This window comes from Microcoleus sp. PH2017_12_PCY_D_A, assembly GCF_020738565.1.
Classification (GTDB): domain Bacteria; phylum Cyanobacteriota; class Cyanobacteriia; order Cyanobacteriales; family Microcoleaceae; genus Microcoleus.
In genome coordinates, this window is the sequence record NZ_JAEQCI010000011.1 from 47,389 (window position 1) to 70,490 (window position 23,102).

18 protein-coding genes are annotated in these 23,102 nt (G+C 46.6%); 10 read left to right on the forward strand and 8 right to left on the reverse strand.

Translation table 11 applies throughout. The features are described from left to right. Window positions 1–59: 59 nt before the first annotated feature. Both JGK39_RS01355 and JGK39_RS01360 read left to right on the forward strand, forming a co-directional pair. On the forward strand, window positions 60–554 hold the full coding sequence (locus tag JGK39_RS01355) for a GAF domain-containing protein (protein ID WP_293295497.1): 495 nt from the start codon (window positions 60–62) through the stop codon (window positions 552–554). A 69-nt stretch (window positions 555–623) separates the two neighbouring features. Continuing rightward, window positions 624–1,136: a hypothetical protein gene (locus tag JGK39_RS01360; protein ID WP_293295499.1), complete on the forward strand. Its 513-nt coding sequence runs from the start codon at window positions 624–626 to the stop codon at window positions 1,134–1,136. Window positions 1,137–1,486: 350 nt separating this feature from the next. On the opposite strand, the gene uvrA is transcribed toward JGK39_RS01360, so the two are convergent. Further along, complete coding sequence (uvrA, locus tag JGK39_RS01365) at window positions 1,487–4,450, reverse strand: excinuclease ABC subunit UvrA (RefSeq protein ID WP_293246838.1); 2,964 nt, start codon at window positions 4,448–4,450, stop codon at window positions 1,487–1,489. A 139-nt stretch (window positions 4,451–4,589) separates the two neighbouring features. After that, a complete protein-coding gene (locus JGK39_RS01370; RefSeq protein WP_293246841.1) occupies window positions 4,590–5,033 on the reverse strand; it encodes an aspartyl protease family protein in 444 nt (147 codons plus the stop codon). A 677-nt stretch (window positions 5,034–5,710) separates the two neighbouring features. Between JGK39_RS01370 and JGK39_RS01375 the strand changes: the two genes are divergently transcribed. The 3 genes from JGK39_RS01375 (at window position 5,711) to JGK39_RS01385 (ending at window position 7,856) form a co-directional block, all read left to right on the forward strand. Beyond that, a complete protein-coding gene (locus JGK39_RS01375; RefSeq protein WP_293246844.1) occupies window positions 5,711–6,271 on the forward strand; it encodes an alpha amylase C-terminal domain-containing protein in 561 nt (186 codons plus the stop codon). A 236-nt stretch (window positions 6,272–6,507) separates the two neighbouring features. Next, a complete protein-coding gene (locus JGK39_RS01380) occupies window positions 6,508–6,888 on the forward strand; it encodes a BON domain-containing protein (RefSeq protein WP_293246847.1) in 381 nt (126 codons plus the stop codon). Between the two features lie 551 nt (window positions 6,889–7,439). After that, entirely contained in the window at window positions 7,440–7,856 is a 417-nt protein-coding gene (locus JGK39_RS01385) for a DUF2294 domain-containing protein (RefSeq protein ID WP_293246850.1), read from the forward strand. On the opposite strand, the gene JGK39_RS01390 is transcribed toward JGK39_RS01385, so the two are convergent. After that, entirely contained in the window at window positions 7,825–8,280 is a 456-nt protein-coding gene (locus JGK39_RS01390; protein ID WP_293246853.1) for a response regulator, read from the reverse strand. The genes JGK39_RS01385 and JGK39_RS01390 overlap by 32 nt on opposite strands. Before the next feature lie 548 nt (window positions 8,281–8,828). Between JGK39_RS01390 and JGK39_RS01395 the strand changes: the two genes are divergently transcribed. Together JGK39_RS01395 and JGK39_RS01400 are read left to right on the forward strand one after the other, a co-directional pair. Beyond that, on the forward strand, window positions 8,829–9,632 hold the full coding sequence (locus JGK39_RS01395; protein ID WP_293246856.1) for a DUF2267 domain-containing protein: 804 nt from the start codon (window positions 8,829–8,831) through the stop codon (window positions 9,630–9,632). Window positions 9,633–9,977: 345 nt separating this feature from the next. Next, a complete protein-coding gene (locus JGK39_RS01400; protein WP_366048398.1) occupies window positions 9,978–12,611 on the forward strand; it encodes an EAL domain-containing protein in 2,634 nt (877 codons plus the stop codon). Between the two features lie 313 nt (window positions 12,612–12,924). On the opposite strand, the gene JGK39_RS01405 is transcribed toward JGK39_RS01400, so the two are convergent. Then, complete coding sequence (locus JGK39_RS01405; RefSeq protein ID WP_293246862.1) at window positions 12,925–14,580, reverse strand: alpha-amylase family glycosyl hydrolase; 1,656 nt, start codon at window positions 14,578–14,580, stop codon at window positions 12,925–12,927. A 610-nt stretch (window positions 14,581–15,190) separates the two neighbouring features. Continuing rightward, window positions 15,191–15,913, reverse strand: a complete 723-nt coding sequence (locus JGK39_RS01410) for a response regulator transcription factor (protein ID WP_293246865.1) — start codon at window positions 15,911–15,913, stop codon at window positions 15,191–15,193. Window positions 15,914–16,308: 395 nt separating this feature from the next. On the opposite strand from JGK39_RS01410, the gene JGK39_RS01415 reads away from it, so the two are divergent. Further along, window positions 16,309–18,156: a PAS domain-containing hybrid sensor histidine kinase/response regulator gene (locus JGK39_RS01415; protein ID WP_293246868.1), complete on the forward strand. Its 1,848-nt coding sequence runs from the start codon at window positions 16,309–16,311 to the stop codon at window positions 18,154–18,156. A 519-nt stretch (window positions 18,157–18,675) separates the two neighbouring features. On the opposite strand, the gene JGK39_RS01420 is transcribed toward JGK39_RS01415, so the two are convergent. Further along, complete coding sequence (locus tag JGK39_RS01420; RefSeq protein WP_293246871.1) at window positions 18,676–19,203, reverse strand: orange carotenoid protein N-terminal domain-containing protein; 528 nt, start codon at window positions 19,201–19,203, stop codon at window positions 18,676–18,678. A gap of 328 nt (window positions 19,204–19,531) precedes the next feature. Here JGK39_RS01420 and JGK39_RS01425 point away from each other — a divergent pair, with 328 nt between their 5' ends. Beyond that, window positions 19,532–19,897 carry a hypothetical protein gene (locus JGK39_RS01425; protein WP_293246874.1) on the forward strand — a complete coding sequence of 122 codons (366 nt, stop codon included), beginning with the start codon at window positions 19,532–19,534 and terminating at the stop codon, window positions 19,895–19,897. Window positions 19,898–20,092: 195 nt separating this feature from the next. On the opposite strand, the gene JGK39_RS01430 is transcribed toward JGK39_RS01425, so the two are convergent. Further along, window positions 20,093–21,196, reverse strand: coding sequence for a glycerate kinase (locus tag JGK39_RS01430; protein WP_293246877.1), 1,104 nt, complete (start codon window positions 21,194–21,196; stop codon window positions 20,093–20,095). A 303-nt stretch (window positions 21,197–21,499) separates the two neighbouring features. After that, window positions 21,500–21,829 carry a DUF565 domain-containing protein gene (locus JGK39_RS01435; RefSeq protein WP_293246880.1) on the reverse strand — a complete coding sequence of 110 codons (330 nt, stop codon included), beginning with the start codon at window positions 21,827–21,829 and terminating at the stop codon, window positions 21,500–21,502. A 410-nt stretch (window positions 21,830–22,239) separates the two neighbouring features. On the opposite strand from JGK39_RS01435, the gene JGK39_RS01440 reads away from it, so the two are divergent. Then, a complete protein-coding gene (locus JGK39_RS01440; RefSeq protein ID WP_293246883.1) occupies window positions 22,240–22,809 on the forward strand; it encodes a hypothetical protein in 570 nt (189 codons plus the stop codon). The last annotated feature ends 293 nt before the right edge of the window (window positions 22,810–23,102 follow it).

The window sequence follows — 23,102 nt, forward strand, 5'->3', positions numbered from 1 at the left end:
AATAGAGCTAAACTTAAGACAGATATCAGTCAAAATTAGGAACATAAGGAGTCTGTACCATGTCTGGCGATCGCCTGCAACACATTGTTAACCGCTTGACAGATACTCTCAAGCGCGACGCATTAGTAGAAAAATCCCTGTACGACATTCGAGAAGTGTTGCAGAGCGATCGCGCGGTACTGTATTATTTTTACAGGCAGTGGCAAGGTCGAGTGACTTGTGAGATGCTAAGTGCGATCGAACTGTCAATCTTAGGTTCCACTGGCCCAGACGAGTGTTTTAACGACGAATACGCTGCTTTGTACGCAGGTGGCAGAGTCAGAGCAATTGCAGATATTGAAACAGAACCAATTCATCAATGTCACCGACTGTTTCTGCGTAGCATGAAGGTGCGCGCCAATTTAGCCGTGCCAATTTTAACCAAAAAAGGACTGTGGGGGCTGTTAATTGCTCATCAGTGCAGCGGGCCGCGCACTTGGTTGCGATCGGACATTGAATTCATGCAAAAAAAAGCACAAAATATGGCAATGTCTCCCACAATTCAAGATAGTTAACTAATTAAAATTGACATGAGATGCTGTAGATGCTACCGTAGAACAAGAAATTCATAGGTTATATTTGCCATGTCACTTTTGAATGTTAAAGTTTTAAACAAAGCATTGCCTACCTTTATCTTAGGGTTATTCCTTAGCAGTTATACCAGCAACATTGACTCGAAATTAAGCAACAATCAATTAACTCCACCCAGACTCATAACCTCAACAGAAATTATAGCTGATAACAGCAGCGAGCAAGCAGCAATCAAATTATTAATTGATCGGCAGTTCAAAGCTTTGAATGAAAGAAATCCCGAAGCCTATATGGCGACAGTAGATCCAAACTCTCCTGGTTTTCAACCAACAAAAAGTACAATTTCAGAAGTCTTCAAAAGAAATTTAAAGTACGAACCCACAAAAATTGAAATCTTGGGAATTTCAGGAAACGAAGCCAAAGTAAGAATCGAACAAACAACCACAAAGATTGAGGGCCCACCTTTCAGAGATAATAAGATGATAATATTACATACGTTACGCAAATCTAATGGAGAATGGAAATTTTTTAGTTCGGTACCGGAAAATATTCAGTATTTGAATTAGGCTAACTTATACCATGAGAGCAAAAGTCGCCCTAGACAATGATTTGGGGGATTGCTTTCTCCACTCATGTGTAAGGTGCGTCGCCAGGAGATTTGCGATGGGAGCATCTCATTTTTTTAAAAAGCATTTTTTCTTTGAGTGCTGTCCCCGCTCGCGAGTATTGTACAGCTCGCGAGCGGGGACAGCACTATAATAAATGCAAAACTGAGATGCTCCCTTTGCGATTGAATGCTAGAGATTAAAAATCGATCCACACCCTACGATCTAATTGCTATACATATTAATCAGTTTGTAGTGAGGACTGTAGTCCTCTGATTTTGATGCGGACTAAAGTCCTCACTACGAACCAGTTAACTAACAGCTACAGCACTCCCTAATGGATGCTGCTGCAAAACAGTTTGCAAATACTTCCCAGTATAAGACCTCGGATTTGCCGCCACATCCTCCGGCGTCCCCGCCACAATAATTTCGCCTCCCTTATCTCCCCCTTCCGGGCCCAAATCGATCGCCCAATCGCAGCACCGAATCACGTCCAAATTGTGTTCGATGACCAAAATTGAATTACCCTTATCCACCAATCTTTGCAGCACATTTAACAAGTGGTGAACGTCATAAAACGACAAACCAGTCGTCGGTTCATCAATCAAATAAAGCGTCTTCCCTGTAGCGCGGCGCGACAGTTCGGTTGCTAACTTCACCCGCTGTGCTTCGCCTCCAGAAAGCGTCGGTGCAGGCTGTCCCAACTGAATGTAACCCAAACCCACATCAACCAAAGTTTGCAATCTGGCGCCCGCCCTGGGAATATTTTTAAACATCTCCAAAGCTTCCTCCACAGTCATGTTCAAAACATCAGAAATTGACTTGCCTTTATACTTCACTTGCAGCGTTTCCCGGTTGTACCGCGCACCTTTACAAACCTCGCACTGCACGTAAACATCCGGCAGAAAATTCATCGAAATCACGTTCACCCCTTGGCCGCCGCAAGCTTCGCACCTTCCGCCTTTGACGTTAAAAGAAAACTGCCCCGCTTTGTAACCTCTTGCCTTCGCTTCAACGGTTTCGCAAAACAAATCTCGAATCACATCAAAGACTCCCGTGTAAGTAGCGGGATTGGAACGCGGAGTGCGGCCGATGGGAGATTGATCGATGACAATTACCTTATCAACCACATCATCTAGAGAGCGTTCTCCTTTGGTTTTGAGCGCTTCCATATCGGGCGGTAAAGGAACTTTTTTTGTCAGATAATGTTGCAAAGACGGATACAGCAATTCATTGATTAAAGTAGATTTTCCGGAACCGGAAACGCCTGTCACGCAGACAAGTTTTCCGAGCGGAATTTCCACATCGATGTTTTTTAAATTGTTGCGACTCGCATTTTTGATCGAGAGAGCTTTGCCGTTGCCTTTTCTCCTTTCATTGGGGGTTTCAATTACTCGTTTTCCCGACAGATAAGCACCAGTCAAAGATTCTTCGGCCGCTAGCAAGTTTTCTAAACTTCCTTGCGAGATGATTTTGCCGCCGTGAACGCCTGCGCCGGGGCCGATATCGACAATGTGATCGGCGGCGCGCATGGTTTCTTCATCGTGTTCTACGACAATTAAAGTATTGCCTAAATCGCGCAATTTTGTTAAGGTTTGCAGCAGGCGAAAGTTGTCTCTTTGGTGCAGTCCGATGCTCGGTTCGTCTAAAACGTAGAGGACGCCGGTTAAACCAGAACCGATTTGAGTGGCGAGGCGAATTCGCTGGGCTTCTCCGCCGGAAAGTGTCATGGCTGCACGGTCTAATGTCAGGTAATCTAATCCGACATCAAGCAAAAATTGCAATCTTGCTTTGATTTCTCTGAGGGCTAAATCGGATATTTGAAATTGCCGATCGCTCAATCCCAAATTATTGACTCGTTCCCGGCATTCGCGAATCGAAATCCCCGTCAAATCGACAATTCCGTATTGTCCCAACCGCACCGACAGCGCTTCGGGCTTCAAACGTTTGCCGCGACAAACGTCGCAAGAGCGATCGACTCGATACTGTTCCAGTTTCTGTTTGATCAGATCGGAACCAGTATCGTCGTACTGGCGCTGCAACATGGAAATTACACCCTTAAAATCTCTCCTCAAATCACTCGTGTTGCTGTCTCGCTTTTTGCTTTCTGCGGTTTGTTTTGACTCATTCCCGTACAAAATCACCCGCTGGTGTTCGGGCCTCAAGCGGAACCACGGAGTGTCGATCGCAAATCCGCAAGCATCAGCAACGCTGCACAGCAAAGAGAGATAATAGGAATTGTCTTTGTCTGACCAAGGGGCGATCGCACAATAAAGAGGTGCTTTCTCGTCAGGAATTACCAACTCCGGCGCAAAAGTCCGCAAACTCCCCAAACCGTGGCAGTTTGGGCACGCGCCGTAGGGCGAATTAAACGAAAACAACCGGGGCGAAAGTTCTTCCATCACTGCGCCGTGTTCGGGACAAGCAAAATTCTCGGAAAATACGATCGGCCCATTTGGTTCAGAATTTTCGTCAGTCGGTAACTCTTCAATTATCGCAATTCCTTCTGAATGCCGCAAACAAGTTGCCAGAGAATCAACTAAACGCTCTTCTAAACCCGGTTTTTTAACTAACCGATCGACAACTATCTCGATATTGTGGATATGATTTTTATCTAATTCGATATTTTCCGACAGTTCTAAAATTTCTCCGTTAACTTTGACGCGAATAAATCCTTCGGAAGCTAAACTCGACAATAATTTGCGGTGAGTGCCTTTTTTTCCGCGCACAACTGGCGCCAGAAGGTGAAAGCGAGTGCCGTCGGGAAGAGCCATGACTCGATCGCACATTTCATCAATTGTCTGCGGCGCAATGCAGCGATCGCAAATCGGACAGTGCGGTTCGCCAGCTCTGCCGTACAGCAATCTGAGATAATCGTAAATTTCTGTAACAGTGCCGACAGTCGATCGCGGGTTGTGAGAAGTTGACTTTTGGTCGATCGAAATAGCCGGACTCAACCCCTCGATCGCATCCACATCGGGTTTGTCCAACTGTCCCAAAAACTGGCGGGCGTAAGCGCTGAGAGACTCAACGTAGCGGCGCTGTCCCTCGGCAAAAATTGTATCGAAAGCCAGGGAAGACTTACCGGAACCGGAGACACCAGTAAACACGATCAGTCGATCGCGCGGCAGTTCCAAATCGATATTCTTAAGGTTGTGCTGTCTCGCACCGCGAATCCGAATCGTATTTTGGCTGTTGGAGTTAGAAGTCGTCACATGATGTCCGTTGTGGGATGCACTTGGCAGGCTGTGTGAGGTTTCGGCGCGTTGGGACATGAGAGTAGTGCAAAACAGTGCTTAACCATCTTAGCGCTGCCTTTGGACTAGCTGGCATCCAAACTCAAGAATATCAAAGAATCTTAAACAGTTGACTGTTGACTGTTGACTGTTGACTTCCCCGACCTTGAAATTAACATCAAAGAATCGTCAAATAAGTTTCCGTCGGCCCGTCGGGCAAAACCTTCAAACTTTGATTTTTCAAATCCACTTCAATTCCCAGCGCTTCCATCGGAATCACGCCTAAAAGCGGAGTTTTCCCCTCTGGAAGTTCCAGACACTCAAACGTGCCTTCGCGCCCGCACAGAGAAATTTTAGCATCTTGAAAAATCCTCGCCTCACTAATGCCAGTGGCTGTTTCCACAACCACTTGCTTGAGAATTTTCAAACCCAGTCTTGCAATGACATCTTTCGGCAAACACAAAGTTGTCGCGCCCGTATCCACCAAAACATTTTCTAGAGTGACAGACCTGACTTGCTCAATAGGAATCAAACCATCTTCTGCTTTCCCTTCATCCAACCGATTCGTAATTACTAGAGTTGTGGTAACTTTTCCCATGAGGCTTTCGGTAGTTGACTGCATAATTTTCCTCTGAAAAATTGCTTTCTTAATTTTAGCATATACGGCTGAATTTAAACCCGAGCTAAAATAAAAAAACTCGGGATTATCCCGATTCTGTGAAAGCATTTTTTAGGAATGCGATCTTCCCGCACAGCCAGCCTATATCTTTACTGGTATAAGTAAGTCATTGCAAAAACACAAGACTTGCCGAGAAACCTGGTTTTTTAGCCAAATATTGGCTCCCAGCCTTTAATATCCTTCATTCAGTTGACAGTTGACCGCTTGACAGATGAGTGCTCTTGACAATCATAAGGAAGAGGATTGGAGTAATGAATAGTCTTCTTTTAATTTCTCAAGGGCGATGGGGTTTTGGGCTTTAAACCAATTCTTTCGGGTAAATCCTAAGAGTAATAACTTTTATTTGGCAGCCGCACTCGGTGCAACCATATTCCAATTTACCCGAAAAACACCGTAGAAAATAAAATTATTCAAAAGCCCGTAAGCATCCCCGCAATTGTAACCTTTAGCCTCAACACACTTCTTATCCGCCCTCTAATTCACAGCCACAAGAATATCAACTCCATCCGGCAACACACCCGCATACATTTTCAAATTAGCAAAATCATCAACGATGGGACTTTTATCATCCACAGGCGGCAATTTCCACTCTTTCGGATTGTTACTTCCCCCTAACTGAATTGCCCAAGGCTCAGTACCATCAAGCGCTCTTATTTAATTATTTAGCCAGTCACTACCGCAACCACTTGCTGGCAGAATCAAGCTGTGAAAATCTTGACCCAGAAGCTGCTTTTAAGCGCGCTAAATTGGCCGCGGTGTTGTTAGTAACAGCAGTAGGAATACCGATGCTGTGGATGGGCGAAGAGTTCGGACAATCCACTCGCCAAACTCCCAACCAGCCGAATCCACTGCAATGGTCTTTGTTGAACAATCAGCAGAATCGTGATTTGTTGGAATACTACAAACACCTGATTCGACTGCAGACAAATTTTCCGGCACTTTTGACCGAAAATATTGAATTTATCCACGAAAATATCGAAGCTAAAGTGCTCGCTTACTACCGCTGGAGCGATGAGGGTTCGCGAGCAGTCGTGGTGGCTAATTTTTCGGATACTTATCTATCCGGTTACGGGATTCCTAACTTTCCCGATACGGGAACGATGTACAACAAAATTGTAGAAGTTGGGGAAGAAGGCTTTAAGTTTGATTGGCCGGAAGGGTCGGCTCAGATATTTGTTTGACAACCGGAGAATTTATGTCTCCAGGCAGATGATCGGTGAAGTTGTAGAAGACTAAATTGTATTTATAACTGGCACAGACAACTCGAACGACCGGGTTTTTAGGCCGAGCCTGATGGTCGTAACAACTTGGTGTCTTCGTTCTGGATGGCGATCGCAATTTCCGGTATAGAGAATAAGAATTGCACGGCGCTGTGCCAACTGTCTATTAACAAAAACTTTGTGGGAGGACAAACTCTATGGGCTGGCTAAAAAGACTGTTTGGTTTAGAAAAACTGGAAAATCAAGAAACTGTGGAAGCTCCTGCTTACCAAGCACCTGTAGCTCAATCTCAAGCTCAAGCTCAACCTGCTGCGGCGAGCACTCAGACAATCCCGCCGGAACGCATGGGATTGAATGGAGAATACGATCAAAGCGGTTTAGCTAAACGGGTGGCTCAGGCTTTCGATGCAAATCCTGATGTGGCGGACATTGAGACTGTTTATGTGGCTCAACACGGCAGTACGGTGGTTCTCAAAGGTACGGTTCCCAGTCAGGAAATTGTCAGCACGTTGGTGACAATTGCCAGAGGTGTTAATGGTGCAACTGGGGTGGAAACCAATCAAGTTACTGTCGGCTAGGGCGACGGTTGTTTGTACAGCACTTTTGCGCTTGTTCGCGAGTAGAGGTAGGGACACGGCGCCGTGCCTTTGGTGGTGTCAACTTAACTTCAAACCCAGTCAGAGAATGCTGTTTGACTATCAAGGTCAGATCTCCCTGGCACCCCCCTTAGTAAGGGGGGGGCAAGAGTCGGCTCAAAGTCCCCCTTAGTAAGGTTTATGTAGCCGCGATTGATGCCCCTGCCCTGAATGGGGGACAAGAGTCGGCTCAAAGTCCCCCTTAGTAAGGGGGGGACAAGAGTCGGCTCAAAGTCCCCCTTAGTAAGGGGGGACAAGAGTCGGCTCAAAGTCCCCCTTCTTAAGGGGGATGCGAGGGGGATCTAGACTTAGGGTAAAACCCAGATTTTTCAAGGTTTTTAGCCTGGTTGTTGACACCCAGAAGGGCACTGGCGCCTCGTATCCCTACGGCACGATCATCGCGGGTTCTACTTAATAAACGTCGAATCTGCTGTCACAGTTAAGGCTTAAGAGTTAACTGTTTTTTTTGAGTTATCTTGCTGTACCTAAAAAATATGACCGGTGAAAATTTAGTACCTACTCGCGGCAAATTAGAACGGAGTCTTGCACAGGGTATTCAAGCTTTGTACCGCTCTGTACTCGGACACCAAACAAGTCAGGCGCTCTGCAATCTTTTGGATAATAAATTGATAATTGTGATCGAAAATGCGATTACTCAACCAGAAAAACTGCTGGCTCAGAACGGTCAGGAAGATTTGGCTTCCCAGGTGCGATCGCAATTAGAGTCAGTTCTGGAATTGCCGCTGAAAGACTTAATCAAAGAGGTTTTGGGTGTGGCCGTGACTGATTTGCTCAGCGATGCGACTTTGGAGACGGGCCGCACCGGAACGATCGCAATTTTGGAGTTTGCACCTAAAGTTCGCGATGCGAGTTCTAAGTCTAAAACTCAACCCGAAGCCGCTGATGGTTGAGGTGGTGGCTGATAATTTGTTCTAAATCCTTGATGTTAAAAGGTTTGGAAAGGTATGCAATGCAGCCAACTTCGAGAATCCGATCGCGGTCTTCTGTTTTTGCTAGTGCTGTGACAGCTACAATCGGAATATGTCTGAGCTCGGGGTTTTGTTTGATGCGCTTGACTAATTCTATACCGTCTATATCGGGCAGGCAAATGTCGAGTACGATTAGGTCGGGAAGTCGATCGGCTGCTGCCGAAAGAGCACTGTACCCGTCAACTGCTCCCACGCACTCGCAGCCGAATAAATCGAGTATTTGCGTCAGCAACTCTAAGTTGTCGTGATTGTCGTCTACAGCCAAAACTAAAGGACGCTTGTCAAGTGTGGCTTGACCGCTATTTAAAGAAGATTCCAAATGCTGATTCCAACTAGGGTATTTCATAAATCCAGATCGAAAAACGATCGAAAAGTGTTACCCGAGGCATTCTTCAAGTGGCGTTCCGGCACTTGAAACAGATTGGCTCGTATTTGTAGCTCTGAGATGGCCAGTCTTGAGTCTAGCCAGATTGTACAATATCGCTGCAAGTTCTGGCAAAGACTGCACCAGTCGATCGATGCTCTGGCATCTCCATAATTTTACTGAGCCCCGGGCAAATTGCCAACTTACGCTCTACGGTTGCGTCAGCCTGGACAACAAGAGGCTATAACTAGGAAAAATCTTGCTAATAAACTATCCTAGCTTAATTTTTGCTTTGAAGAGTGACGGCGGCTTTTCAGGATACTACCAACAGTAGGCGGCGGTTGTCCTAAGTGAATCTACCTAAAGGAAGAGTGTGGCTGACACTTAAGTTTCACAATTTCCACCTGCTGAGGGATACTTGTTGCTCTAGTTTAGACTTCAATGTTTTTAAGTAGTAATTATCACAATTTTAGAAGTAAAAAAATCAGTTTTTACTTGAGTTTTAGCGGATATTAACCTAGGAGGTTTGGATGACAATTGCAATTAGAGACGACCTGACTTACATCTTGCTCAAACAGATTGCCAGCGGCAACGGCAGCAGGGGAGAGTCGGCAATTAGGAATGCAGCCGAAGAGTATGTCGGTCGAGATGTCGCGGAAGCGGAACTGCTCGGTCACTTGGACTACCTCAACCAAAGAGAATTTATCAAAGCCCAGTTTAGCGGGGAGCCTTACGGAGGGGCTGAATTACTGCCGCCTTTAGTGGCATTTCAAGAAGCTGATTTAACCGAAAAAGGCCGCAAACTGTTGCAGAAAATGGAGACGAACCCTCCTAAGTCTCTGCATCAAGAAGGGTCAGCAGTTCCGATCGCCTCTAAGGATATGCCGTTTTTGGAAAAAGTGATGGTAAACGGTAACATGGAGGATATTTTTGATGCCCGCGACATTACCGAAGTGGTGTACCGCATCATGCGCGATTTGATGACAACAGAAGCGATCGATCGCGTGGAATCTGAACTGCACAAAGAAGTTTTACCGACGGACGACAAAACCCTGCAAACAGAAATAGCCGAGCTCTGGAAAGATACGAATCCGCTGGTAAAATTGCTGAGCCGGGTGCGTCAGCCTTTGCGCGGGCCTGCACCTGTGGGGATCGATGGCAATTTGTTTGCACGGAGGGTGGAACTAGAAGGCTCACTTCCTTCGGGAGTCAAACCGGAAACTGCGATCGCCGCTGTATTTTCGGCAACAAAGGATGAGTTGTCCCAGGAGCGAATTCAGGAAATAGCGGGCTTTTTGCCGGACAGAATTCGGGAAATTTGGGAGTCGGCTTAACGGGATATTTCCGGGTATAAATACTGAGAAACCGGGTTGACGAACCAGCATTCTGCGCTCTCGAGCCAGAAGCTTGTTTCATCAACCCGGTTTCTGTATTCGTTTGTAGTGAGGACTTTAGTCCGCATAAAAGTCTTTCAATAAACCCGGTAACAACCCAAAATTTGTGGGAAAACCCGAAATATTCCTAAAAACAGGGTTTCTCGCCCCGGGGTTGAATAAATCCCACAGACGCAGCCAAAGTGTTGTAGTCTATAATACAGGGCGAGTTAACACAGTGGCTCGCAAAAATGCTGTCAACAGCCCTGGAGATCAAAAGGGATGGCCCGCAGAAAAGTTAGACAAATGTCAAGATCGACTTTAGAACAAGAGATTTTACTCAATCGAATTACCAATCGCATCCGCAACTCTTTAGAACTGCAAGAGATTTTGACGACAACGGCGCGAGAAATCCGCAGCTTTTTAGGAAGCGATCGGGTAAAAGTTTATCGGTTTGATGCCGACGGTAGCGGCGAGGTGATTGCTGAGTCGATCGACGGGGACAAATTACCATCTCTGCTGGGTTTGCACTTTCCTGCAGGCGACATTCCCAATAGTGTCCGCTCCATGTTTGTCAAAGCGCGGCAGCGAGTGATTGTAGATGTGGGATTGCAGCATCAAACAATTAATCGGTTAGATTGTCCCGAAACCGGCAAAACTTTAGCAGTGGAAGATATCCGCTATTCTCCTGTAGACCCCTGTCACGTTGAATATCTGGAGGCTATGGGGGCGCGTTCTTCTCTGGCGGTGCCGATTTTGCATCAAAATAAGCTTTGGGGGCTGTTGGTGTCTCACCACAGCCAATCGAAACGGTTTAGCGATCGAGAATTGAACATGGTGCAGTTGCTTGTGGATCAGCTTTCAATTGCGATCGCCCAATCTTTTCTCCTCACTCAAGCCCGACAGCAAGCACGCGACGAAGCCGTTGTCAACCAAATTAGCAGTTTGCTGCACTCTCCTCTAGAACTGGGCGAAATTCGGCAAGCAGTTCTCGAACAAACTGTCAAGCATTTGGGCGGTTCGGGAGGGCGGTTGTACCTTGCTGCCGAATTTGGCGATCGGCCAGCTTTACTTTATACCTGCGGCCAGCAGCCCCGGGACGCCCACCTGGAACTAAGCGAGTTTTGGCAGCAGATCGTGGGGTTTGCCGGTCAAGGCGATCGAGCAAAAACTGCAGATAATACCAGCCAATTAGGTATTTTTCAAAATCTCTATTCCGAGCATTACAGTTCAATTGATACAAATATTTCTAATTTGATTGTCCCGCACTTGTACGCGATTTCCGATATTTCTCAAGAACCTCTACTCAAATCTTTATCGGCAAATTTTCTCGAAGCTGACATTCGGTCATTTTTGGCAGTACCGCTGCAATACCGCCAACAGTGCATTGGCTGTCTCACCGTTTTTCGCGCAGCGCTAGAAACCGAAATTTTGTGGGCTGGCCGTTGCAATTCCGACGCCCGGAGCGATCGCCCCCGACAGTCCTTTGCAGCTTGGAAAGAAATCAAAACCGACGCAGCTCAAAAGTGGAGCAGCGAGGAACTGAAGCTAGCAAAATCTTTGGGAACTCATTTGTACATGGCCGCCATGCAGAGGCGCGTCGAGGCAATGATCCGACATCAAGCTTCTCACGACCAACTAACAGGTTTAGCTAATAGATTGCTGTTTAATGAAAGGCTGTCTTTAGCTTTAGCTAACGCTCACCAAAACGCAGAAATGCTGGCGGTGATATTTCTAGATTTGGACAGATTTAAAAATGTCAACGATACTCTCGGTCACCCAGTGGGCGACCAGTTGCTGCAAGGTGTATCTCGGCGTTTGACTAACTGTTTGCGCGTGGGGGACTCGATCGCCCGTTGGGGCGGCGATGAATTTACTTTGCTGCTGTACAATATTAACAGTCCTGAGGACGCAACTAAGGTTTGCCAGCAAATTATCCAGAGTTTAAGCGCTCCTTTTGATTTTGAAGGTCGGGAACTTTATATTAAGGCTAGCTTGGGAATTGCTTTGGCTCCTTACGACGGAGAAGACGCAGAAACTTTGCTAAAAAATGCTGATGCTGCGATGTACAAAGCTAAACAGAGAGGTCGCAATAATTATCATTTTTACACGCGGGCGATCGGCAATCAAGTCTCCGAGGAACTTAACTTAGAAAATCATCTTTACAAAGCTCTGAAAAAATCAGAGTTTGTGCTGCACTATCAACCGCAAATAAACTTAAATACTGGCAAAATAGTCGGCATGGAAGCTCTGATTCGCTGGCAGCATCCCGAACGCGGCTTGATTGCTCCCGATCGATTTATTCCCTTAGCTGAGGAAACAGGATTAATCTGCCAAATTGACGAATGGGTGCTGCGGACAGCTTGCTTGCAAAATCGAGCGTGGCAGTTATTGGGATTGCCGCCGGTGCGGGTAGCTGTGAATTTATCGGGCCGCCAGTTTCTGCAAGCTAACACGGTACAAACCATTGCTGAAATTTTGTCAGAAACCGAGTTAAATCCGGAGTATTTAGAAATAGAAATTACCGAAACAGTTGCCATGACAGATGTAAATTTTACGGTGTCGGTATTGCAGCAGTTGCAGCAAATGGGAATTCAGATTTCTCTGGACGATTTTGGCACCGGTTATTCTTCGCTGTGGTCTCTGAAAAACTTACCGCTGAATAATTTAAAAATAGACAAATCCTTCGTGGCAGATTTGCAGAACGGCAGCAACGGTGCTACGATTGTGAAAGTTGCGATCGCCCTGGGACAAGGCTTGAATTTACAGGTGATTGCTGAGGGAGTGGAAACAGCAGAACAGTTGGCATTTTTGCAGTCGCTTCAGTGCGAGATGGGTCAGGGTTACTTCTTTAGCAAACCCATACCGGCGGCGGCGGCCACCCAATTGTGCCTAGAAAATCGATCGGGTAAAATAGGTAGTTTACATTCACAACGATAAATAGCCGTAGGGTGCGTGTAAAAAATAAAATTCCTCAGAAGAAACCTTAAACAAAGGTACGTAGTTGCGCTGAAGCGCTCTTTATTATATATATGAAAGAGCGCCCAAGTGCAACTACGTACCTAACTAAAAATTAACAGGTTTGTAGTGAGGACTTTAGTCCTTCTGGTTGCGGACTAAAGTCCTCACTACGAACCTATTTGATTGTTGTGAAAGCAGGTTTGTAGTGAGGACTTTAGTCCTTCTGGTTGCGGACTAAAGTCCTCACTACGAACCTATTTGATTGTTGTGAAAGCGTATATGAGAAGACAGATTACTGCCAGACAAACACTTTTGCTTCGTATTCTGGCAAATCAATCATAATATTGTCATCGCCCGATTCCACATCATAATTCCCCGTCCATTCGTGCCAAGTTCCGTTGGCTGGGAAGTGGGGAACGCTGTAACCCGCTAGATAATTTTCTGACAAATTTGCCACTACCACAACTCGCGAACCTTCATCGTTCCAGCGAGTGTAAGCAAACACTTTCGAGTCGGGGTCTTCGTGGAAAAAGTCGATGTTTTCCGTGTAAAGTGCTTGGTTGTTTTTGCGGAGGTGAATCAAGCCTTTGTAGTATTCCCACAAACCTTTATTCATGTCATTTCCCAGCAGCGTCCAGTCAATTTTAGCTTGCTCGATTGTTTTGGCTTTGTATTCGCCAAATTCTTCGCCCATCCAAATCAGCGGCACGCCAACTGCTGTCATTAACAGCACTATTCCCAACTTCGCCCGCTTGAATGCTGGTTCATCCAAAATCCCGCGATCGCCCAATTCTGAGAATACGCGATCGCGATCGTGATTGCTCAAATAATTCACTACATTTGTAGCACCCAAGAAACCTTGCCGCTTGCCGTCGATTACCTCTTTGAGCCGCTCTAAATCAAAAGTATCGCCGCAGATGTGTTCGACAATGCAGTGATAGAAACTGTCGTGCCAGCAGCCGTCCATCGGGCCGTCTAGATTGGTGATGCTGGGAGTTTCGGGAATGTGTTCGGCAACAGTGTAAAACGGTTTTGGGCCGACGGCATTTTTGGCTTCTTGAACTATCCAGTGCATGAAATCGTAGTTGGCAATTTGTCGCGCCGCATCGAAACGAATGCCGTCGAGATGGTATTCTTGAACCCAATAGCGGACTGTATCGCGGATAAATTTGCGCGCCGGGTAAGTTCCTAAGTTTTCGTCGTAAAATTCGTAGTTAAATTCTGGGCCCCAATTGTTGTCTGGATCGCGGGGGGCGTGGTGGTACCAATAATCGCGATCGATTTGAGTCAGGGGGCTGGATGATTCCGAGTGGTTGTAAATCCCGTCGATGATGACGCGAATTCCGCGCCCGTGACACTCGTCTATCAGGTTTTTGAGTTCTTCTGTGGTGCCGTAGCTGGACTCCGCAGCGAAGAAGTAGCGCGGGTTGTAGCCCCAACTGTAGTCGCCCGGGTATTCTTTGAGGGGCATGAGTTCGATCGCGTTGACGCCGAGTACGTCGGCTAGGTAATCGAGTTTTTCGACGACGTGCTCGTACTTGCCGCGGGCGAGGGGATCGGCTTCGCCGCCGGAAAAGTCGGCGACGTGCATTTCGTATATTACTAATTCTCGATCGGCAGGTAGCGGTTTGTCGTCGTGCTGCCACACGTAGGTATCGACGATGCGATCGCCATCTTTGATTCTAACCACGCCGTTTTGAGTTGGATCGTCGATGTCAGTCGCGTAGGGATCTACCACATCTACCCACCGATCTGCCTCCAGAAACCAGCTTTTGGACTGCACGCGGAATTTGTATTGATAAACGCCATCCTTCAATTCAACTGTCGTGCGGAAATAACCTTCTTCGTCCTTTTCCATGGGGATTTCTTCCCAATTAGAAAAAGATCCCATCAAGGCCGCTCCTTTGTTGTAGGGAGCAAATAACTTGAATTCAATTGGAGCGCTCATAATGCCTCTTTTTAGGATATTTCAGTAGCAGTAGATACTTCTAATCTCGCAAATAGAAGCGAACTCAAGCATCACTCTGCGGATATAATTGCTGTAAGTGCTTAACTATTCCTAAAAGTATGAGTATCTGGGCCAGGTTGCGGATTTTATGAAGTGACATCGCGCAATATTGGCAGTGCGATCGGAATTTATATGAGAAGGAAGAAGGAAGTAGAAGAAATAAGGAAGCAAACCAAGAGTTCGAGCAATTAAGAACCTTCTAAACGTCCGGTGCGATTGTTATATTTAACTTTACATTGCTCAACCATAAGTATTGATAACCTAAGAATTATTTGGCATCTATCTTAAGGTAGATTTACTCAGAAAAAGATGATTTTAAATATCTGCACAAGGATAGATGCGGACTTAAATATAGCTTTTTAAAGCTAATATTATTCGGCTGGTGATGCTGAGATTGAAGCCTATATTTTCGGTGGTCAAGTGCGCCGAATAACACCCTATACAAGCGCCAACAATTAGTCGGTCGGTGCGCAGCAAGCATCCTAAAATTCATGCGTAAGGTGCGCAGTGCGCACCTACTTTTAACTTGCTTTTGCCTGCTGGTGAGGCTTTATCCAACCAAGCCAGAACGGAGGGCGAGAACTGCAGCCTGAGTGCGATCGTCAGCACACAGCTTGTTGAGAATATTGCGGACGTGAGTCTTGACTGTACCGACAGTAATGTACAGCTTTTCGGCGATGGCAGCATTGCTGTAACCCTGCACGATCAGTTCCAAAACTTCTAATTCCCGCTCGGTTAAAGGGTAAGTTTCAATGATGTGACTGAACTCTGGTTCGGCTGCCTTAATTGTGACTCTTTTGCCCTCATCCTTCGGTTCTTCTGGCGCCGACTCCTTTGTGCGAGCTTGTTTCAGGACGATGCGGGCGATTGCCGGATCGATCCAAGAGTTACCTTCGTGAGTTACTTTTACTACATCCAACAACTGATCGAAGCTGATATCTTTCATGCAGTAAGAGTCAGCTCCGGCGGCAAAAGCTGCTAAAACTTCTTCTTCGTTGTCCTGAAAAGTCAGAATCAAAACTTTGGTATCGGGATCTGAGTCGGCTACTATCGATTTTTTAAACTTTTGTGTCAGTTCAATGCCGTCAAAATCTGGCAAGCCAATGTCCACAATTGCCACATCAGGTTTTGAAGATTGAAGCAGTTTCAATCCGTCTGTGGCATTAGCGGCATCGCCTACAACTTCTATAGTGTCACGCTGTTGTAAAGCGGTGCGGATGCCGACTCTTGTCAGGTCGTGGTCTTCTATTAAAGCAACGCGAATTTTACTCATCTTTCTTCCAATAGTCCGCTAAACTTTTAAAATATCGTCAAGTGACTCAGCCAAGCTGAGTAAATTTGAGAATGTGTCCTGATTTAGGGTTTGACAGCCCGCACATCTTGTTCCAGCATACTCATGCAGCCGCCAAGATTGCAAGTTAATTGTCAAGTTATTTTGCGGCGCGGGGAAAGCGCGATCGGGACAGGTAAGCTCGAAGATGTTTAAACAGTGTAACTGAATTATCCCATTGTCCGCCCCTTGATAGAGGTAAACATACCACTACCGAGATAAATTTAAATTATAAAAACTTTTGATGCACATTGGCAGTCAAAATCTATAAAGCTAGCAGCACTGCTTCTTTAGTCGGTGTTAGGGATCTAGTTCAATGCTTATTTATAAAACCAGTTATGACTCACTATCACGGCAATAACTCTTTTCGCTCGGAGTTTTCCGACGGCGAAATACTATACAAAGCATCAGAAATAGCCTCCCCTCAACGGCAAGTTTGCGATCGCGCAACTCAGGACGATCGCCTCCTGGAGGCAAGTCCTCACATAGTTTGGAAAGCAAATGCCAGCGGCTGGGCGACTTATTTAGGGCAGCGCTGGGAGGAGTACACGGGGATACCAGTAGCAGCAGCTTTGGGTTTTGGCTATCTGGCGCGCGTCCACCCAGAAGACCGTCCTCGTCTTTTGGGGCGATCGCGCACTTCTGCGAGTTCGCCCCAAAGTTACGAAATAAAATTTCGTCTCCTGGCGCGAGAGGGCGCTTACCGCTGGAATGTCGCCAGAGGAACGCCCGCCAACGCAGACTCTCAAGAAGTTTTGGAGTGGGTGGGAACCTACACAGATATGGACGCGATCGAACAAACTCAGGACTCGCCCGCAGCAGAAGCAGAAATGTTGCGCCGCCAAGGGCGCCCGGAAGTTAACTTCACAGCCGAAAATTTGGGCAAAATAGACGCAGCGAGTGATTTGCAGGCGATCGAGCGGTTTACAAATCTGTTGAGCCAGGGCGCGGGTAACTTGTGCGAATTGTTGCAAGCGATCGCGGACGCGACTGTGGAGGCGATCGCCGGAGCTGAATTTTGCCTGGTGGCGCTCCCCGACTACGATTCCAGCGGCCTCAAACTGATCGCTGTCGGGGGCGCGTCCAACTTTGAGAAAGGCAAAACCCTGCACGTGCAAGACAAGCTGCTGCTGAAAGCGTTTGCGACGGGAGAGTCTCAACTGTGGCGCTCCCAGTCGGGATCGGGAGTGCCGGCGGCCGCCTGTGCTGCGGCGATCGAGTCCGGGGATACGGGGCGTTTGGGCGTATTGGCGATCGGCAACGTCCAAGACAGCACGGCCATTGACGGGGGCTCTGTGCAACTGCTGGCGGTGATGGGAAGACAAGCTGCGATCGCGATTAACAGGGCGCGGGCGATCGAAAAATTAAACAAGCAGGAACAGCTTTTAGACTTGCAAAACGAGCTGCTAATTCGCCAGCAGGAAGAACTGGAAAATCAGGGCCGGCGCATTCAACAGCAAAAATTGCAACTGCTAGAAGCAGCAAAGTTAAAATCGCAATTTTTGGCTACCATGTCCCACGAATTGCGAACTCCGATGAATGCGATTATCGGCTTTTCCCAATTGCTGCTGCGCCAGCACAAACCACTGCTGAGTGCCCAGCAAACAGACATGGTGGGGCGCATTTTAAATAACGGCAAAAACCTGCTAGTGCTGATTAACGATATCCTCGACCTCTCCAAAATCGAGAGCGGCCGTACAGAATTAGAAACTGAAGAATTTGATTTAACCGAGTTAGTAATGGATGCCGCCCTGGAATTCCCAAATCAAGCCGCCGAGAAGAATGTGGCAATGTCCGTCAGCGCGTGCTTGCAGGATCGGTTTATAGTTAATGACAAGTTGCGGCTGCGGCAAGTTTTGGTCAATCTCATTTCCAACGCCGTTAAATTTACGCATCAGGGCAGCATTTGCATTGAGCTGGGGGAATTAGAGGGCGATCGGCTAAGTATCGCCGTTCGGGATACAGGAATCGGCATCAGTGAAACCGATCGGCCCCACATTTTCGACAAATTCCATCAAGCCGACCAAAGCACAACCCGCCCCTATCCAGGCACCGGTTTAGGACTAGCAATTACCGCCTATTTAGTCGAGATGATGGACGGCACAATTGCGGTCGAAAGTCAACTAGAAAAAGGTTCGAGATTTGCGATCGAAATTCCTCGAAAAGTTAACCCCAAAAAGCCATAGAAGAAGTCATTAGTCAGCAGTCATTAGTCAGCAGTCAGCAGTCAGCAGTCATTAGTCATTAGTGCTGTCCCATTCGAGCGAACGTCCAACGTCATCACTCATCAGTCATCAGGAAGAAGGAAGAATAGTTGGCGATCGCACTTTTTCTTGACTTCATCTCATATTCCCTCGAACCACCACAATAAAAATGGTTCGTAGTGAGGACTTTAGTCCTCATAAAAACTGAGGACTAAAGTCCTCACTACGAACATACTACATAATTAGGTTCTGTATCCAGGAGGAATTTAGCAAAGATTAAAACCGGAGTTTGCATACAAAACTGCGGACATTTATGAGGTTTACTCATGCCCGCTAATTATATCGTATCCGATCGATTAACCACAATCAAATTCGTTCGTAGTGCGGACTTCAGTCCGCAAAAAGCTGCGGACTGAAGTCCGCACTACAAACTGTTCGTAGTGCGGACTTCAGTCCGCAAAAAGCTGCGGACTGAAGTCCGCACTACAAACTGTCTTATTCCTAAAGACTAGAAGTTTTCCCAACTTGAGCCTGAGTAGCAATGGGTTTAACATCGGTATAGCCCATATTATTAGCTACATCCCGCAGCACCGAAATTTGCTGTTCAAACTCAAGACCTTCAATTTGACCTAACACACCATTCACAGCCTCAGTTGCCTCATATCCTTCGGGGATATCGACAATTTTATCCCCCATATCAATAGCCCAAGCATACCAAACCAGCAACTGATTGTTAGCAGTTAAAGCTCCGTAAGCGTGAGAATAAGGCGTGTCATCGCGGTTGACAATACCTCGCATGATATTTAATTGTTGGTCGTGAGAAAGATTGTAAAAATCATTGAGCAGCACGGGAGCTAATTCTGGTTCGGCGGCGGCGGGAGCTGCGGGTGTAATTGACTCTCCCATTTTTTCGTAAACAAAGTAGAGCAGCGCCAGTTTTTCATCTGTACCCAACCCGTTGATTTTTTCAACCATGTTTTGAGTATCGTTGGAGAGAGCGTGAGTATTGGTCGCGGCGGGTGAGTTCATAAATAAAATTCCTTAAAAAATGCTTCCACAATATATAAATATCAACATTTCTCAGTACAAGTCACCATCCCCCAGAGGTAATGCGATTTGGGAATTGGGAATTGGGAATTGGGAATTGGGCATGGGGAATGACTTATGATGTATGGGTTTGGAGCACTGGCTTAGAGTAGAATTGTTTTTTTTACACAAATAATTTAAGCCGCCGCCCTAGCATAAATCATCCTTGAGATAGAAGCCCACGATACATCTGCGGATAGATGAAAAAGGTCGGTAATTAAGTAACGATAAATATATTGAATTGTTAAATAAAAGTAGCAAGGAGTCGGCGATGTCGGAAATAAATACAGAATTAGATAACACTCAAACATTTGACGCTGCTCAGATAGCTGAAAGCGTGGAAGCTGGAGAACAAAAGTTGCCGGCGGTTGATGTATCCGCAGACTACGAAGCTTCAAAAGAATTCAGCGTTAGCGATATCGATCGCACGAGTGCCGGCGCCGAAGCTGCGGCTGCTGCAACTGCACCTAAATTTGATATTCCCGCCCCTCAAGAAATCCCAATGCCGGCCGATGCACAGGGAAATCCCGATGATTTTCTGTCGATGGCTAAGGAAGTTAACCCCGCAGGTGCACCGGGTAATGTTACTGACGATTTGGTGCAAAAAGCTATTGAAATGGGTACTCCCGGTAGCTAATTTAGAAATGCTCAATTGAGTGAGCGAAAAGACCGCCAGGGGTTAAAACCCCTGGCTAATAGCGAAAGTCCTCTGAAGAGGACTGATGAATTCTTCAGTCCTCTTCAGAGGACTTTCGCTTTGAGGCAGGGGTTTTAACCCCTGCCGGATTCTGGGTATAACGTTAAGTTTATAACTACGAACATTTAAGTGTCGCTAAAGGCTGGATTTTAGGTCGATCGCCCGACAGATTTTGCCGATCGCGCGATCGTCCAAAATTTCCACTACCAAATCCGCGCGATCGCCCTCAAGCATTGACTGAATAAATAACTCAGGATGCAGCGCTTTCCAGAAATATTCAACAAACCGATTAATTTCGGCCTCAGACATTCCCGACTTCCCCGCCGCCCTCATTTCCCGTTCCGCCTGATTGCGCCACACTTGAGAAAGGCGGTAATCTCGGGGATACAAAACCATCAACCTATCTAATCGCTTCCACAGCGGCAAATAGTCGTGCAGCTTCCCATTCATATCGCGCGCAAACTGACAGTCGCCTTCTGTGGAAATCGGAAACGGTGCAGCCGCCAAAAACTCGTTCAATCTGCCATCAGCGACTGGATTCACGCCGACAAACCAACCTTCAAACAGTACAATATCCGCACCGGAAATAATTTCTGGTTGACTTCTATCTCCCGCACCTTCCCAGGCTGACTTGTCAAAGCGGGGAATTTCTATTTTGGGACGGTCAACTGCTGCTAATTCGCGAGTTTGAGAAGCGCGTAACTCGTCTAAAACGGAGATTCCCAAGTCAATATCGTGAGTGCCGGGAGGGCCGCGCCAAATTAAACGCGGGTCAGCTTTTTGCAGTTTTTGGCGATCGGCATAAGTCTTGTAAAGGTCGTCTAAAGAAAGGCTGACTGTAGAATATCCCAATTTTCTCAAAATTAGCCTAAGAACTTGGCATAAAGTAGTTTTGCCCGTTCCTTGCCCTCCTAAAATTCCTTGAATGAGAGGACGGTTTAAACTTTGTTTTTGTGTCGATAATTGGATTGCCAGCGGCAGCCAAAGATTCCACAAAGTTTCGAGAAAAAGACTTGACTTTACGGGGAAAGTATGCAGTTGGTCAAGCAGAGAAAAGAATAAATCGGTTTTGTAGCGGACAACATCTGCTGCGTTGTCAGGAGTAATGTTAAAAGCGCGCGATCGCACATCACCGGCAAGTTCCCAACAGGCGAGGCGATCGAAATCGGGAGTAAGGGGGCGATCGCCTGTTTGCCAGCGGTGTAAAATTTCAACAGGGGTTACAGGCGATCCAACCATTTTAGATTGTAGATTTTAGAATAGGATAATTGGATGATTCGATGATATGATGTCCCGTCGATTACCATAACAAAAATGGTTTGTAGTGCGGACTTCAGTCCGCCACAAGAGAGCGGACTGAAGTCCGCACTACGAACTAATTTTACTGCGAGTAATCGATCGGACACGATAGAATTTAAGAATTCTGTATGAGTTGGGAACCCGCGCGGACTGCCATTATTTTTTTTAAAGTTGTATCAAAACTTTCTAAGCCGAGGCTAATTTTGTATAAATATCTGCAATAGACAAATATTTCACCATTTTTCAAGAGCCAAGTTTGAAAGCTTCTACAAATAAATTGTAAGTCACGCCAATTTTTAGAGCATTGAGCATGGACACCCACAAAGCACCCGCCACCAGCCGCCTGCTGTAAACCAGTCGGTTCGCCAACTCGGTGAACAACACCAACACCCCGGCTACGATAATATCCCAATTAGCGGCTTGTCCGGCGATCGTCGAAATAGCAGTTCCCAAAAAATTGCCGAACAGCAGGCTAATTACCAAGAGCGAAATCCGCCGCCAAGGATTGCTCGCCCAGCGTGCAAATTGCTCGCCCAGAACATCAATCAATCTGTTAATTCGGGTATTCTGCATAAAAGTTAAAAGTTATGCGGATGAGTCAGTCAATTTTAGATTTTAGATTTTAGATTTTAGATTTTAGATTTTAGATTTACTTGCAGCTCCTTGAATCTGCTGGGAAATTGAACAGGAGTCTCAAGTTTTTGGCTCGATCCTCAAGAGTATCCGGGCTTGTAGCTGTTTTTGAGCGGGGTTAAAAAATGGCTGTCGCCAACAACCCCAAATCCTTACCGGATCAGTATCCGTCAATGTCAAGTCTAAAATTTAACATCTAAAATGGTATGGAGCGATCGGGAGCTTTATAGCCCCGAAGCGTCAAGTAATTAAGTGTAGCTGTATCTTGTGGCACAGTAGCCGCAGCTTCTACCTTAAAAATAGTTATGACTAATTAGGGGTGCACAGTCTATCCTTTAAGCATAAAATTTATGAAACTTAAAACTTACCAGATATTAATTGGAGTGGCGATCGCCCTATTTACAGGAATGTTTCTCGGACGTTTTGAAATCACCATCTCCAACGGTGCAAATCGATCGAGCGATTTACCCTCAGCAGCCACCGCACTCCCCCCAACACCCGCCGTTTCGACAGTGGCGACAGGTTCTCCAGACACCGCTAAAGGGCCCAAACCCGACTTACCCTCAGAAGCAGAACAAGAAAGCAATTCCTCAATCCCTGTCAATGGCAAAGCCGCCGGCAGTTTGCGCGTCAGCAACCGCAGCGAACACCCGGTGCGAGTGGCCTTGCTGTCGAAACGGCAAACCGAGAAATCCTACGGAAAACCGGCACACTGGGATTTTGCGCCGGGGGAAGGCGGCGGCAAGGGACTGATGCTATCGCTGCCGGAGGGCAAGTTACAAGTCAAACAGGGAGACATTTTGGTGGTTTTTGCTCAAGATGGTTCCCGCCGCTACTGGGGGCCTTACGTCGCCGGGGAGACAGCCTCGCCCGCTTGGAATCCCAAAGCCGAACAATGGCAGTTAACTTTGCAGCAGTGAAGGAAGTTCGGCAACGGATTTTGTAACGGATGTAACGGATGTAACGGATGTAAAGGATGGAAGTCCGATAAGTCGTTCGATGGAAGTCGGAAGAAGACATACATAGCAAGCTTGAGTGCGATCGATATGTGACGTTTGATTAAGTGGATTTTACTTAGGTGCGCCCGATATTTTGGTTGAGAAACCGGGTTGCTAGGCTATTGTTGAGAACGGTATAAGATGTGAGTTGAAGGGGGTGCGATCGAATTCCCAGTTTCGATCGGGCGAATCTTTCGGTAGACTCTGTATTCGAG

What these genes read in the sequence shown, in the direction of transcription:
- JGK39_RS01355 (WP_293295497.1), top strand. Translation starts at nt 60, where the DNA reads ATGTCTGGCGATCGCCTGCAACACATTGTTAACCGCTTGACAGATACT.
- JGK39_RS01360 (WP_293295499.1), top strand. Translation starts at nt 624, where the DNA reads ATGTCACTTTTGAATGTTAAAGTTTTAAACAAAGCATTGCCTACCTTT.
- uvrA (WP_293246838.1), bottom strand. Translation starts at nt 4,450, where the DNA reads ATGTCCCAACGCGCCGAAACCTCACACAGCCTGCCAAGTGCATCCCAC.
- JGK39_RS01370 (WP_293246841.1), bottom strand. Translation starts at nt 5,033, where the DNA reads ATGCAGTCAACTACCGAAAGCCTCATGGGAAAAGTTACCACAACTCTA.
- JGK39_RS01380 (WP_293246847.1), top strand. Translation starts at nt 6,508, where the DNA reads ATGGGCTGGCTAAAAAGACTGTTTGGTTTAGAAAAACTGGAAAATCAA.
- JGK39_RS01385 (WP_293246850.1), top strand. Translation starts at nt 7,440, where the DNA reads ATGACCGGTGAAAATTTAGTACCTACTCGCGGCAAATTAGAACGGAGT.
- JGK39_RS01390 (WP_293246853.1), bottom strand. Translation starts at nt 8,280, where the DNA reads ATGAAATACCCTAGTTGGAATCAGCATTTGGAATCTTCTTTAAATAGC.
- JGK39_RS01395 (WP_293246856.1), top strand. Translation starts at nt 8,829, where the DNA reads ATGACAATTGCAATTAGAGACGACCTGACTTACATCTTGCTCAAACAG.
- JGK39_RS01400 (WP_366048398.1), top strand. Translation starts at nt 9,978, where the DNA reads ATGTCAAGATCGACTTTAGAACAAGAGATTTTACTCAATCGAATTACC.
- JGK39_RS01405 (WP_293246862.1), bottom strand. Translation starts at nt 14,580, where the DNA reads ATGAGCGCTCCAATTGAATTCAAGTTATTTGCTCCCTACAACAAAGGA.
- JGK39_RS01410 (WP_293246865.1), bottom strand. Translation starts at nt 15,913, where the DNA reads ATGAGTAAAATTCGCGTTGCTTTAATAGAAGACCACGACCTGACAAGA.
- JGK39_RS01415 (WP_293246868.1), top strand. Translation starts at nt 16,309, where the DNA reads ATGACTCACTATCACGGCAATAACTCTTTTCGCTCGGAGTTTTCCGAC.
- JGK39_RS01420 (WP_293246871.1), bottom strand. Translation starts at nt 19,203, where the DNA reads ATGAACTCACCCGCCGCGACCAATACTCACGCTCTCTCCAACGATACT.
- JGK39_RS01425 (WP_293246874.1), top strand. Translation starts at nt 19,532, where the DNA reads ATGTCGGAAATAAATACAGAATTAGATAACACTCAAACATTTGACGCT.
- JGK39_RS01430 (WP_293246877.1), bottom strand. Translation starts at nt 21,196, where the DNA reads ATGGTTGGATCGCCTGTAACCCCTGTTGAAATTTTACACCGCTGGCAA.
- JGK39_RS01435 (WP_293246880.1), bottom strand. Translation starts at nt 21,829, where the DNA reads ATGCAGAATACCCGAATTAACAGATTGATTGATGTTCTGGGCGAGCAA.
- JGK39_RS01440 (WP_293246883.1), top strand. Translation starts at nt 22,240, where the DNA reads ATGAAACTTAAAACTTACCAGATATTAATTGGAGTGGCGATCGCCCTA.